The sequence below is a fragment of the Novosphingobium sp. HNCC26DJ243 genome (assembly GCF_057180545.1).
In genome coordinates, this window is record NZ_JBXUGN010000001.1 from 829,117 (window position 1) to 843,018 (window position 13,902).

The 13,902-nt window shown below is 62.0% G+C and carries 10 protein-coding genes; 5 read left to right on the forward strand and 5 right to left on the reverse strand.

Translation table 11 applies throughout. The features are described from left to right. Positions 1 to 19: 19 nt before the first annotated feature. Positions 20 to 1,300: a reverse transcriptase domain-containing protein gene (locus AC2A04_RS03950; protein WP_484211010.1), complete on the forward strand. Its 1,281-nt coding sequence runs from the start codon at positions 20 to 22 to the stop codon at positions 1,298 to 1,300. A gap of 386 nt (positions 1,301 to 1,686) precedes the next feature. After that, positions 1,687 to 1,863, forward strand: a complete 177-nt coding sequence (locus AC2A04_RS03955) for a hypothetical protein (protein WP_484211011.1) — start codon at positions 1,687 to 1,689, stop codon at positions 1,861 to 1,863. A gap of 456 nt (positions 1,864 to 2,319) precedes the next feature. Here the strand turns inward: AC2A04_RS03955 and uvrA are convergent, their stop codons facing one another. Beyond that, complete coding sequence (gene uvrA / locus AC2A04_RS03960) at positions 2,320 to 5,298, reverse strand: excinuclease ABC subunit UvrA (RefSeq protein ID WP_484211012.1); 2,979 nt, start codon at positions 5,296 to 5,298, stop codon at positions 2,320 to 2,322. Positions 5,299 to 5,470: 172 nt separating this feature from the next. Between uvrA and AC2A04_RS03965 the strand changes: the two genes are divergently transcribed. From AC2A04_RS03965 to AC2A04_RS03975, 3 genes are all read left to right on the forward strand, one after another. Continuing rightward, the gene (locus AC2A04_RS03965; RefSeq protein WP_484211013.1) at positions 5,471 to 8,644 is read left to right on the forward strand and encodes a type ISP restriction/modification enzyme; all 3,174 of its coding nucleotides are present in this window, start codon (positions 5,471 to 5,473) and stop codon (positions 8,642 to 8,644) included. 230 nt (positions 8,645 to 8,874) lie between these two features. After that, positions 8,875 to 9,087 (forward strand): hypothetical protein, encoded by a 213-nt coding sequence (locus AC2A04_RS03970; protein ID WP_484211014.1) that lies wholly within the window; start codon positions 8,875 to 8,877, stop codon positions 9,085 to 9,087. Then, positions 9,084 to 9,239 (forward strand): hypothetical protein, encoded by a 156-nt coding sequence (locus AC2A04_RS03975; RefSeq protein WP_484211015.1) that lies wholly within the window; start codon positions 9,084 to 9,086, stop codon positions 9,237 to 9,239. Before AC2A04_RS03970 ends, AC2A04_RS03975 begins: the two co-directional genes overlap by 4 nt. A gap of 20 nt (positions 9,240 to 9,259) precedes the next feature. Here AC2A04_RS03975 and AC2A04_RS03980 read toward each other — a convergent pair whose 3' ends face one another. From AC2A04_RS03980 to AC2A04_RS03995, 4 genes are all read right to left on the reverse strand, one after another. Beyond that, the gene (locus AC2A04_RS03980) at positions 9,260 to 9,991 is read right to left on the reverse strand and encodes an ABC transporter ATP-binding protein (protein ID WP_484211016.1); all 732 of its coding nucleotides are present in this window, start codon (positions 9,989 to 9,991) and stop codon (positions 9,260 to 9,262) included. Positions 9,992 to 10,031: 40 nt separating this feature from the next. Then, positions 10,032 to 10,955, reverse strand: coding sequence for a FecCD family ABC transporter permease (locus tag AC2A04_RS03985; protein WP_484211679.1), 924 nt, complete (start codon positions 10,953 to 10,955; stop codon positions 10,032 to 10,034). 62 nt (positions 10,956 to 11,017) lie between these two features. After that, entirely contained in the window at positions 11,018 to 11,923 is a 906-nt protein-coding gene (locus tag AC2A04_RS03990; RefSeq protein WP_484211017.1) for an ABC transporter substrate-binding protein, read from the reverse strand. Positions 11,924 to 11,970: 47 nt separating this feature from the next. Further along, positions 11,971 to 13,857, reverse strand: a complete 1,887-nt coding sequence (locus tag AC2A04_RS03995) for a TonB-dependent receptor plug domain-containing protein (protein ID WP_484211018.1) — start codon at positions 13,855 to 13,857, stop codon at positions 11,971 to 11,973. Positions 13,858 to 13,902: the final 45 nt, after the last annotated feature.

Below are 13,902 nucleotides of genomic sequence, written 5' to 3' on the forward strand. Positions count from 1 at the left end.
CGGGGCCCGGAGATACACGTTGGATGAAACTGTCGATTTTCTTCGTTACGTGCGCAAACATGGCCATCTAAAGAAGGCGTGGCAGTCTATCAAGTCAAACGGTCGTCGATCAACATCGCCTTATGTCAAAGATGACATAGATAAATTTACAGCATCAGAAGATGCGAATATCCGCTCTATTTCGGCTAAGATTCAGCATGGATCGTATAGCTTCTCTCCCGCTCGCGGTATCGCCTTGGAGAAGCCTAATAAGCCAGGCAGCATACGGCCGATAGTAATTCCACGTGCACAGGACCGCATTGTGCATCGGTGCATACTGAATGCACTTGTGTCTGACGCAAGAGTGCGATCGGCAGCATTTCGCCCCACCAGTTTCGGCGGCATTCCCAAGAGAGAAAATGAAAAACTGGCTGGCGTTCCCGCCGCCATAAATGCGGTTATTGCAGCGATAAAAAATGGTGGAAGTCACATCATTGTTGCTGACATTGCCAGTTTTTTTTCGAACATTCGTAAGTCACAAGTTATTCAAATAATTTCTCAATTTTCATCTGATGAGAAATTCATCGATCTATTAAATTCCGCAATAAAAATTGATCTCGACAATCACGAGTCTCTTTGGAGGTTTAAGTCATCATTCCCATATGATGACGTTGGCGTTGGCCAAGGGGTCTGCTTATCTCCTTTTTTCGGCAACATTTTGCTTGGCTCGTTCGATGATGAAATGAACGACGGAGACTGCACATGCATTCGATATGTCGATGACATCATCATCGTCGCCCCTTCAGGAAAAGCAGCATCGTCAAGACTAAGAAAAGCTGAGCGACTTTTGTCGACACTGGGCATGAGTCTTGCAGAAGATAAAACGGATAGAAACCCCATCCCCGTTTGCAATAAATTTGAGTATCTCGGTATAGAATTCAATAACGGCCTCTTAAGGCCTAGCTTGAAATCACGAAATAGCATTGTCCAAAGAACAAAAGACGTTGCTGCCAAATCGCTCCAAGCAGTACGCTCTTCAAGAAGACTTGAGGATTTTAATATTGATTACTCAACTCCAAAAACTCTTAATAAAATATCAGGGATGGCGAAGGGATGGGCAAATCACTACAGATTCTGCAATGATATTCAAACCATTAAGAATATTGACAATAAAATAATGAAGATATTTTTGCTTTATTCTACTAAAGCGCATCAGTTTGCAGAGCAAGCCCTCACTAACAATTATCCAGAGTTGGCTGCCGCCTTTTTAGGATATTCTGGTATAAGAGGCATCACGTTTGATCCGCTTCTGGTCGACTGACCGAAAATCACCACACACCCTGTGGCAACGCTGTTTCTGTGCAAGCGTTACAAGGCTAAGAATCACGGGGACAGGGACTTACGGTGACGGGAATTACGGTGACAGGAATTACGGTGACAGGAATTACGGTGACAGGAATTACGATGACAGGTGCCTAACTCCCCAAATACCCAAATGCGCTGGGCATGATCGGGGTGACGAGGGCAGCGCGCTTTCCATCCCCGCAAGGGGTATGGTTTCAGCGTGTAGGCATTATTCCTTCCCCTTCCCCTTCCCCCTCCATGGGGAACATTCGGGACGCCCCCCGGAATAAACCCCTCCCCCCATCGTTATCCCTCTGTGCGGCCGGTTGGACGGGGCACTTTTGAAAGGGAATGATGATGATGATGAGCATGATCTCTGTGCGCCGTGTGGCGCTTGGCCTGGCGGCGGCGGGTGTGGCTTTTGCCGGAATGGGGGCGGCGACGCCGGCGCTGGCGGGTGAAGGGCACTGGTCGATCGGTGGCGGCGTGCAGTGCCGGATCGTGCTGGGGGTTGTGGTCTGCTCCAAGAACCGGCCCTGATCTGACTGGGGACGCGTGCTTGCGCGCGTCATTAGCTTCGCTGGCCTTCGGCTCGACGGGCTCAGGACGAACGGGGGGGTGGATTTGGGGTGATACCCCTCCACCATCCTGCGGATGGTCCCCCTCCCCGAGCCAGCTCGGGGAGGAACTTTGATGGGGTTTGCCCCTCCACCATCCTGCGGATGGCCCCCCCCCCCGAGCCAGCTCGGGGAGGAACTTTGATGCGGTTTGCCCCTCCACCATCCTGCGGGTGGTCCCCCTCCCCGAGCCAGCTCGGGGAGGAACTCTGGTGGGGTTTGCTTCGATGGGGTCGGGGCGGTTTGGAGCGACTCTGGATTGCTTTGTCGGCTTGGGCCTTCTCGCAATGACGAGGGTTGGGGTGGTGGTGCCGATCCGTCAGCGGCTTGCGCGGGCCCCTCTCCCAACCCTCTCCCCTGAAGGGGAGAGGGCTTTTCTTCAGCGTTTCAGGAGGGGGGCGAGGTAGTGGCCGGTGAAGCTTCTCGGGTTCTTGGCGACCTGTTCGGGGGTGCCTTCGGCGACGATTTCGCCGCCGCGCACGCCGCCTTCGGGGCCGAGGTCGATGATCCAGTCGGCGGTCTTGATCACATCGAGGTTGTGTTCGATCACGACGACGGAATTGCCCTGCTCCACCAGGCGGTGGAGGACTTCCAATAGCTTGCGCACGTCTTCGAAGTGGAGGCCGGTGGTGGGCTCGTCCAGGATGTAGAGCGTTTGTCCGGTGCTGCGGCGGGCGAGTTCCTTGGCGAGCTTGACGCGCTGCGCTTCGCCGCCCGAGAGCGTGGTGGCCTGCTGGCCGACCTTGACGTAGCCCAGGCCGACTTCATTGAGCATATGCATCCGGTCACGGATCGGGGGCACGGCCTTGAAGAATTCCTCGGCGTCCTCGATCGTCATGTCGAGCACGTCGGCGATGGAGTGGCCCTTGAACTTCACCTCGAGCGTTTCGCGGTTGTAGCGCTTGCCCTCGCACTCCTCGCAAGTGACGTAAACGTCGGGGAGGAAGTGCATCTCGATCTTGATCAGGCCATCGCCCTGGCACTTTTCGCAGCGGCCGCCCTTGACGTTGAAGCTGAAGCGGCCGGGCTTGTAGCCGCGTGCGGCGCTTTCGGGCAGGCCGGCGAACCAGTCCCGGATCAGGGTGAAGGCGCCGGTGTAAGTCGCGGGGTTGGAGCGCGGGGTGCGGCCGATGGGCGACTGGTCGATCTCGATCACCTTGTCGCAGTTCTCGAGCCCGGTGATGCGATCGTGCGCGCCGGCGATGACGCGGGCGCCGTTGAGCGCGCGGGCGGCCCCTGCGTGGAGCGTATCGATGGTGAAGCTCGACTTGCCCGAGCCGGAGACGCCGGTGACGCAGGTGAAGGTGCCGAGCGGGATCCTGGCGCTGACGTTCTGCAGGTTGTTGGCGCGCGCGCCCTCCACGCCGATGAACAGGCCGTTCCCCTTGCGGCGTTTCTTCGGCACCTCGATCCGGCGGGCGCCGGTGAGGTACTGGCCGGTGAGGCTGTTGGGGTTGGAGAGGATATCGTCGAGCGTGCCCTGGGCGACGATCTGCCCGCCGTGGACGCCCGCGCCGGGACCGAGATCGACCACATGGTCAGCCGTGCGGATGGCGTCCTCGTCATGTTCGACCACGATGACGGTGTTGCCGAGATCGCGCAGGCGCTTGAGCGTGACGAGCAGGCGATCGTTGTCACGCTGGTGGAGGCCGATCGAGGGTTCGTCGAGCACGTAGAGCACGCCCGAGAGGCCGGAGCCGATCTGGCTGGCGAGGCGGATGCGCTGGCTCTCGCCGCCCGAAAGCGTGCCCGAGGTGCGATCGAGATTGAGGTAATCGAGGCCGACGTTGTTGAGGAAGCCGAGGCGCTCGTTGATTTCCTTGAGGATGGCGCGGGCGATCTGCGACTGCTGGCTGGTGAGCTGGGCATCGAGCGCGCCGTACCATTCGACCGCGGCGGCGACCGAGAGGCGGGTGATGGAGGAGATGTCGGTCCCGGCGACCTTGACGCTGAGCGCCTCGGGCTTGAGGCGGGCGCCGTGGCAGGTTTCGCAAGGCTGGGCGGTCTGGAACTTGGAAAGCTCCTCGCGCATCCAGGCGCTTTCGGTCTGCAACATGCGGCGGTTGAGATTGCCGATGACGCCCTCGAAGGCCTTGTTGACGGTGTAGCTCTTCTTGCCGTCGATGAAGGTGAGCGGGACGGCCTTGCCGCCGGTGCCATAGAGGATGACGAGCTTCACCTCGCCCGGCAGCTCGTCCCACGCGGTTTCGAGCTTGAAGCCGAAGTGCGCGGCGAGGCTGGCGAGGACCTGCATGTAATAGGGCGACGGCGGGTTGCTCTTGGCCCAGGGGACGATGGCGCCCTGCTTGAGCGAGAGGTGTTCGTTGGGGACGACGAGCTGGGGATCGAACAGCAGCTTTTCGCCAAGCCCATCGCAGGCGGGGCACGCGCCCTGGGGGGCGTTGAACGAGAACAGGCGCGGCTCGAGCGCGTCGATGGTGAAGCCGCTGACGGGGCAGGCGAACTTTTCGGAGAAGACGATGCGGTTGGCCGGGAGGCCGGTTTTCTTCATGCCACTCCCCTCCCGCTTGCGGGAGGGGCTGGGGGAGGGCGTGTTTTTGGCGGGGTCGGGTAACATGCCCTCCCCTAACCCCTCCCGCAGGCGGGAGGGGGATTCACCCAGCGCCTCGACCGTCGTGTCGGCCAGATCGATGTAGGCGAGGCCGTCGGCGAGCTTGAGGGCCTGTTCGAAGCTGTCGGCGAGGCGGGTCTGGATGCCGTCGCGCACGGCGATGCGGTCGACCACGACCTCGATATCGTGCTTGAGCTTCTTGTCGAGCGCGGGCGCGTCCTCGATGGCCATCATCTCGCCGTTGATGCGGACGCGGGTGTAGCCGGCCTTCTGCCATTCGGCGAGCTCGCGGCGGTATTCGCCCTTGCGCCCGCGCACGACGGGGGCGAGCAGGTAGGCGCGGGTGCCTTCGGGCAGGGCCATGACGCGATCGACCATCTGCGACACGGTCTGCGCGGCGATGGGCAGTCCGGTGGCGGGGCTGTAGGGGATGCCGATGCGCGCCCAGAGCAGGCGCATGTAATCGTAGATCTCGGTCACGGTCGCCACGGTGGAGCGCGGGTTGCGGCTGGTGGTTTTCTGTTCGATCGAAATGGCGGGCGAGAGGCCGTCGATATGTTCGACATCGGGCTTCTGCATCATCTCGAGGAACTGGCGCGCGTAAGCCGAGAGCGATTCCACGTAGCGCCGCTGGCCTTCGGCGTAGATCGTGTCGAACGCGAGGCTCGACTTGCCCGAGCCCGAAAGCCCGGTGATGACGATCAGGCTGTCGCGCGGGAGATCGATATCGATCCCCTTGAGATTGTGTTCACGAGCGCCGCGGACGGAAATGGTATTGAGAGACATGCGCGGCGGTGTTCCATATTTGTTCGATTCAGGCAAGGCCTTGCCCAAGGCTCACGCGCATGTGGGGAGTGTGGGGGAACGGTGCAATACGGGCTTTGGGGGATGATGTGCAGCAGCGCACTTGGCAAGCGCCTGATCTTGGCGGAATAAGAACCCAAACCGGGGAATTATCTTGAGCAGACAGAGCATCAACGATTACCGCGCCGAACTTGACCGACTGCGCGTCGTATCTGGTAGTCGCCGCGAAAGCGTGCTGCGCGAAGCATTCAAGGACTTGCTGAAGCGGTGGGGCCGTTCGCAAGACCTGAGCTTTGTGCCCGAGCACGATATCGTAACGCCGCAGAAGAACCGCATCTATGTGGACGGCGCGCTGCTGCATGCCCTGCGGGTGCCGTTCGGATATTGGGAGGCGAAGGACGCCGACGACGATCTGGACGCGGAAATCGCGGCCAAATTCCGCAAAGGATACCCGCGCGACAATATCATCTTCTCCGACGATCACACGGCAGTGCTCGTGCAGGATGGCAGCGAACTGGCCCGCGTGGCCATGGATGACACCGAAGCGCTCTATGGCCTTCTGACGCGGTTCTTTGGGCATGAACGGCGCGAGATTGCCGAGTTCAACAAGGCGGTAAGGCAGTTCGCGGCGGACCTGCCAGCCGTGCTGGACGCCCTGCGCGCCCTTATTGCCGACAAGCGCAAGGCTTCTAAAGAGTTCGACAAGGCCGAGAAGGCCTTCCTGAAGCACGCGCAGGACGCGATCAACCCGGCGGTGAGCCGCGACGATGTGCAGGAAATGCTGATCCAGCACGTGTTGACCGAAGACATTTTCGCCAAGGTTTTCGACAACCCCGACTTCCACCGCCAGAACAACGTCGCGAGCGAGCTTTACAAGCTTGAAGACAAGCTCTTCGCGCGCGGCGAGAAATCGACACTGCTGCGCGCGCTGGCCCCCTACTATTCGGGCATTGCCGCCACGGCTGCTGTGATTTCCACCCATTCGGAAAAGCAGGGCTTTCTCAAGGGCCTCTACGAGAACTTCTACAAGGTTTACAATCCGAAGGCGGCGGACAAGCTGGGCGTGGTCTATACGCCGGGCGAAATCGTGCGCTTCATGATTCGCAGCACCGACTGGCTGTGCGAAAAGCACTTCGGCAAGAACCTGATAGACCGGGGCGTCGAAATCCTCGATCCGGCCACCGGCACCGGCACGTTCATCGTGGAACTGCTCGAAAGCTTTCGCGGCCACGGCGACAAGCTGCGTCACAAATACAAGGAGGAGCTGCACGCCAACGAAATCGCGATCCTGCCCTATTACGTCGCCAACCTGAACATCGAAGCGACCTATCAGGCGATCACCGGGCAGTTTGCCGAGTTTGAAAACCTATGCCTTGTGGACACGCTGGACAATGTAGATGCGCTTGGCATCCATTCAGGACACCAGTTCGATCTGCTTGGCGCGCTGAGCGACGAGAACATCGAACGCATCAAGCGCCAGAACCGCCGCAAGATCAGCGTCATCATCGGCAACCCGCCCTATAACGCCAACCAGCAGAACGAGAACGACAACAACAAGAACCGGACATATGCCCACATCGATAAGCGCATCAAGAATACATACATCAAGGCCAGCACGGCACAGAAGACTAAGCAATATGATATGTACAAACGATTTATTCGTTGGGCAAGTGACCGGATCGGTGACGAAGGTATAGTTGCATACATAACAAATCGTAGTTTTATAGACGCCCACCAAGATGACGGATTTCGTCGTACGGTGGCAAAGGATTTTGACGAGGGATGGGTTATTGATCTCGGTGGGGACTACAAGCGTAAAGGGGCAGGTGGTTCCGGCAACGTGTTTGAAATTGGGACTGGCGTTGCAATTTCATTTTGGGTGAAGCGGCGCGGAAAATTTCCTTTTCAGCTTTTTTATATGTCGGCACCAGAAGGTCGAAGCGAGGACAAGCTTGCATGGCTCAGCACATTGGACGGGTCACGATCTAACTGGCTGAAAATTGCCAATCGACTGGATGCTGCCTGGATTGACCTCCCACCCGAAATCTCAAGCGATTTGATCCCCTTGGCGAACACTGCGACCAAGCATGCAAAAGATTCTCGACAGCACCGTGCCGTGTTTGGCGAATACTCCCTTGGCATATCGACAAATAGAGACGATTGGCTGTACGATAGATCTATTCATCACCTAGAGGGAAAAGTTCGGACACTTATTAAAGGATACGAAGAAACTCGCCCTCCAGTGTGGCCATCAGAAATTAAATGGTCTGAGACACTAAAACGCCGTCGCAAGGCTGGGCAAAAAGAGAATTTCGACTTTGCTAAGATGGAAATTATTGAATATCGTCCATTCTCTAGCCTATGGCTTTATCGGTCAAATTTGTTTATTGATCGATTAGGGCTTTTAGATCGCAGTTTTCCAAAAGACTGCAGCAATACGTCAATCACATGCTCTTGGGGAAAACGTGGAACGTTCGCTTGCCTCGCAACGGCAAGGCCATCATCTCTCGACTGGTATATTCCAGACGCAAACCAATACTATTCCCGCTACCGCTACACCAAATCCGGCGAACGCGTCGACAACATCACCGACTGGGGCCTCAACAAGTTCAAGGCGCATTACAAGGACGAGGTTGCCGCAGCGCGCTTCCGGGACCGGACGCAGAACGGCGGGATCGCGCAGAGACTGACCGACGCTGATGGGACCGTGCATGATCTAGTGATTGCGCCCAATCCTGCGTCATGGCCGTACGACGAGCGCGGCGTGCCTGCGGTGACCAAGGACGCGATCTTTGCCTATTGCTATGCCGTGCTGCACGATCCGGTCTATCGCGAGAAATACGCGCTGAACCTGAAGCGCGAGTTTCCGCGCATTCCGTTCTATCCCGACTTTGCCCGGTGGGTGGCATGGGGTGAAGCGCTGATGGCCATGCACATCGGCTATGAACAAGTTGCGCCTTGGCCGGTGGAGCGGATCGAAACGCCGCAACCCAAGCGCGCGCCGGGCACGCACCCCAAGCCGGTGCTGAAAAGCAATGCGGCGGCAGGCAATGTGATGGTCGATGCCGATACGCAGATTAGCGGCATTCCCAAGGAAGCGTGGGATTACCGGCTGGGCAACCGCAGTGCTATCGATTGGGTGCTGGACCAGCACAAGGAGAAGAAGCCCCGCGACCCCACCATCGCCGCCAAGTTCAACACCTATCGCTTTGCCGACTACAAGGAGAGCATGATCGACCTGCTCGCCCGCGTGGTCCGCGTGAGCGTGGACACGGTGGCCATCACTGCAGCGATGAAAGCGCTGGACCGCAACCTTTGGGAAACTTGATATCACCCAAGGAATAGATGTTTGCTGCGCAAGGTTGCTTGAGGCGGCCCTCTTTTCGGCGGGCGCGGGTGGGCATCTGTCCTTCGACAGGCTCAGGACGAACGGGTTGGTTGGGGTGCGGGCGGATGATGGGGTTCGTCCCTTGTCGGGACAGATCGTAACTTTGTCGAAACCATACAATAATCCATTTCGGAACTTTGCTAGACCCCCTTATCGAAGGTTAGTGAGGATTGCTCCGTTCCATGGTTGTCGACCGGCCCGAAGACCAGCATTCGCCCTCGATAAGCCTGTTCTGCTGGGCTGACGGGCGGTGCGAGGTTGTGCCGGTGGAGCGGCCGGCGGTCTCGATGAAGGTGCGCGAGACGTTTGCTGCCTACTTCGCCGCCGACTTTGCCGCGGCGATGACCGAACACTATCCTGAAACGGACATGAAAGCGGCTTGAGCCGCGACTGTCGGCCGCGGCGTCAGGCCCGGTTCGGGCTTTCGGCCAGAGCTGCGCGCGATGTGTCAGGATCACGTGGTGTCGCGAGCGGCAGCGAGCCGATCCTGCGCCGTGCGGTGTCGCTCTGGATCGCTTCGCTGCGCTCGGAATGACGAAGTTTGGTGCAGATAATCTAAAGCGCAAGTGCGCGGTGGCCGGGCGTGCCCAGCCAGCGGCCTTCGAGTTTCCAGACATCGGCGATGACCAGTTCGGACAGGGCGATGTCGGGCGAGCCTTGCCGGATCAGGCGCCCCTGATCGAGCACGATCACATCGTCGGCATGGTTCATGGCAAGCGCGAGATCGTGGACGACGAGGACGACGCCCCTGCCCTGCTTCGCAAGGGCGCGCAGGCGCCCGGCGAGTGCCTGCTGATGGGCCAGATCGAGTGCGGCCAGCGGTTCGTCGGCCAATATCCAGTGCGGCTGCGTGGCGAGCACGCGGGCGAGCAGGGCGCGCGCGCGCTCTCCCCCTGAAAGGGCGGAAAGCGGGCGGTCAGCCAGGAGTTCGAGCTGGAGCGCGGCGATGGCCTCATCGATGGCGCGGGCATTTTCCTGCGCATCCGAGCGATGCGGCAGGCGGCCAAGACCGACGAGCGTGCGCACCGAGATGTTCCAGGCGACTTGCGCGGTTTGCGGCAGGTAGCCGATGCGCCGGGCGCGCTCTTCGGGCAGGATCTGCGCGAGGGGCCGGTCTGCGAGCGTGACGGTGCCGCCGCTCGGCGCGATGAGTCCCGCGAGCGCGCTGAGCAACGTGGACTTGCCCGCGCCGTTGGGGCCGCAGATGGCGGTGACGCGGCCGGGGCGGATGCGCGCGGTGACTTCGGCCAGACGCGCGGCGATGGTGAGGTTGCGCGCTTCGAGCATCAGCGCGCGTCCTGCGACGGGTTCAGGTGTCGGGACTGCATCATGCGAGTTCCCTCCGCATCCTGAGCAGCAGGCGCAGGAAGAACGGGGCTCCGGCGAGGCTGAGGGCAATGCCGAGGCGCAGTTCGCCGCCAGCGAGGGGCAGGATGCGGCACAGGCAATCTGCGACCAGCAGCAGCAAGGCTCCGGCAAGCGCCGAGGGGACGAGCGTGGCAGAGGGGCGCTGGTCGGTGAATGGGCGGACGAAATGCGGGACCATCAGGCCGACGAACCCGATCATCCCTGCGACCGCCACGCCGCTGCCGACGATCAGGCCGACACCCGCGATCATAAGCCAGAGCAGGCGGGCGGGCTCGAACCCGAGCGAGCGGGCGGCGTCCTCGCCCAGGGACAGCGCATCGAGGCCGGGGGCGGCGCGCCAGAGCGCGACGAGGCCCATGGCGGTGAGCGGGGCGACGAGGCGGACCTCGTGCCAGCCGCGATCGGCGAGCGCGCCCATCAGCCACGTCACGATCTCGGACAGGGCGAACGGATTGGGCGAGAGGCTGATCGCGAGGCTGGTGAGCGCGCCCGCCAGACTGGCGATCATCATGCCCGCCAGCGTGAACAGCGCAATGCCGCCCGCGCGCCCGGCGATGAGCGCGAGAAGCGCCATGGCCCCGCCCGCGCCGATCAGCGCGAACAGCGGGAGCAGGACCGCTTGCGCGCTGTAGCCGGTGTAGAACGAGAGGACTGCGCCCAGTGCGGCGGCGGGCGCTATGCCGAACAGGCCGGGGTCGGCCAGCGGATTGCGCAAGTAGCCCTGCATGGCCGCGCCCGCCGCGCCGAGGCCTCCGCCGAGGATGAGCGCGAGCAGCGCGCGGGGCAGGCGCAGTTCCATGAGGATCGCGGTGGCGTTGGGCACCGGGGGGCCGAGGGGGCTTATCCAGACCTGTCCGGCGAGGAGCGAGAGCGGGAGGGCCATGGCGAGCGCGAGCGCGAGGCCCTGCGGCAGGCTAAGGGCGAACCGACGTTTCGGACGGGCGATCATCGCGAAGTCCCCTCCCCTGCGGGCATGGCGGGGAGGTTCTGGCGGACCTCTGCCAGCCTTTGCGCGGCGGCGATGATGGTGGGGCCGCCGCAGTAGAGGAGCTTGGGGTTGAGCTGTGCGCGACGGGTGGTGGTGAGTGCCCTGAGCGCGGGATGGGACAGGACGCGGTCGTCGCCCCTTCCTGTCTCGGCGGTCTGTCCGGCGACGAGGATGAGCGCGGGTGGATCGGCGAGCATCTTTTCGAGGGGCAGGAAATCGGCCTGGCCGAGGCCGCGCGCGGCGGCGAAGTTGGTGAAGCCGGTGTGGCGCAGGAGATCGACGATCAGCGTGCCGTCGCCCGGGACCATGCCGCCCGATTGCCAGACGACGGTGGGGATGGGCCTTGCTCCCTGGGGAGCTGCGGCGGCCGTGAGGGCGGCGTCGATGCGGGCGACGAGCGCTTCGCCGCGTTCCGGATGGCCGGTGAGCGTGGCGATCTGGCGGATCTGGGCGCGGCTGTCGTCGATGGCGGCGGTCATGCCCAGCGCTTCGAAGCGCAGGCCGAGACGGTGGTAGGCGCTGGTCGTGGCGGGATCGGTGAAGGTGCTGCCGAGCACGATATCGGGGCGCAGGGCGAGGACTTCCTCGACCGTGCCGCGCGTGGAGGGCAGCTTGTCAGCGATGACGGTGTCCATCGACGAGGAGCGCGGGTCGTGGCTGTAGTGCGAGATCGCGAGGATCTGGGCGGGGTCGGCGACTTCGGCGAGGATCGCGTCGGTACAGGGGTTGAGGCTGACCACGGTGGGGTGTGCCCGGGCGGACGCTCCTTGTGCCGCCTGCGATGCCGGGATGCAGCTTGTCAGGAGCGTTGTGGCAAGGAGCGCCAGTGTTGGGAACAGGCCCTCCCCCAGCCCCTCCCGCAAGCGGGAGGGGGGTTTTTGGCGTTTCGCGCTACAGGCGAGCGGCTGGATCAATATCGGGCCCGGATGCCGATGAAGGCCGAGCGGCCCCAGGTGCCGTAGTCGGCGACGGTGTGGTAGCCTTCATCGAACAGGTTTTCGACGCGGCCGTAGAGCTCGACCTTGTCGGTCAGAGGGAAGCTGGCGCGCACGGTGGTCAGGGCGTAGCCGTCGAGCGGCACGGTGTTTGCGGCATTGTCATAGCTGTCTGCCACCATGCGCAGGTCGGCGCCGAGGGTGAGGCCGGCGAGTGGTGTTGTCCAGTCGCTCGACAGGGTGAGCGCGTGGCGCGGGCGGCGGGCGAGGTCCTTGCCGTTGTTGAGGTTGCCCGGCGTCAGGTTGCGGGCTTCGAGATAGGTGTAGGCCGCTCGCAACTGGAGGGTGTCGCTGGGCCGTGCCCCGAGTTCGACTTCGACGCCTTCGGCGCGGGCCTTGCCGATGTTGTCATAGAGGCCGAAGGGGCGCGTGGCGCAGGCGTTCAGGCTGGCGCAGGAGACGAAGGCGATCAGGTTGCGGCTGTCGCGGCGGAACACGGTGGCCGAAGCGTGGAGCGCGCCATTGCGACTGCCCCATTCGAGGCCAGCGTCGTAGCTCTTCGAGCGTTCGGGAACGAGCGCGGCGTTGCCGTAGTCCGAGAGCAGCTGATAGAGCGTGGGAGCCTTGAAGCCTTCGCCGTAGGAGGCGCGCAGGCGCAGGTTTTCGATCACTTCGAAAGAGCCGTTGGCACCGAAGGTCCACGCATGGCCGAAGCGGCTGTGATCGTCATAGCGCAGGCCTGCAGCGAGGCTGGCGCGGTCCGACGTCCAGCCAAGCAGGGCGTGGCCACTGGTGAGATTGGCCTTGGCTTCGGCGTCGAACGTGCTGGAGAAGCGGGTCCATTCGCTGTCCGCGCCGAAATCGAGGGTGACATCGGCGGGGAGGTTGATGCGGCCGGTGAGGTCAGCGCGTTCCGAGCGGCCCTTGTAGCCATAGGACGGGTCGGAGCCGAAGGTCGGGTCGTAGTAATCGCGCTTGGTGTCTGACAGGGCGAAGCCGGTGTTGAGCGTGAGCGTGTCGGTGGCATAGCGCAGGCCGACGCGGCCCGAGGCCTGGCGGGTCTTCTGGAATTCGGGCGTGTCGCCGAACGTATAGAATGGCGGCGCGAAACCGTCGATGTCGGTGCGGGTATCGGCGTAGCGCGCGGTGGCGACCACGCTGAGTTCCTCCGTGACGTTGAGGCGTCCGCGCCCGCCGATGCGGTACTGGCGGAAGCCGTCGGGCTCGGTGCCGGCTGCGGCGGCGGAGACGCCTTCGCTTTCCGCATAGCCGCCGTTGAGCGTGATTGCGCCGACGTCGGACGAGATGCCTGCGGCGGCGTCTGCGGTGTATGTTTCATGCGCGCCATACTCGGCGCTGGCTTCGACGCCGTTGAGATCGCGCGACTGGACAGCGATCACGCCGCCGAGTGCGGCGCTGCCCCAGACGACCGAGTTGGAGCCGCGCAGGACGTCGATGCGCTCGATCCCGCCGGGGGTCAGCGTGCCGAAATCAAAACCGCCCGAGGGGGCCGAGACGTCTTCGACGCGGACGCCATCGACGAGGACGAGGACCTGTTCGGCATCTGCACCGCGCAGGCGCACGCCGGTAAAGCTGCCGGGGCCGCCGTTGCGGGTGACCGTGAGGCCGGGAACGCGTTCGAGCACGCGGGTAATGTCGGGGCCTTGGATCGACTGAATTTCTTGCGCCGTGATGACGGTGATCGGCTGGCCAAGGCGATCGAGCCGCGTTTCACTGCCGGTGGCGACGACGGTGATGAGGTCAGCGCGGATCGACGGGGTAAGAACGATATCATTGCTCTCTTGCGCCAAGGCGGATGACGCGAAAGCAAAGGCAGAAACGGAAACGAGGTACTTCTTCACGACAACACTCCACGGCCACGAACGGAATTGCCGTTCATGGCGGGA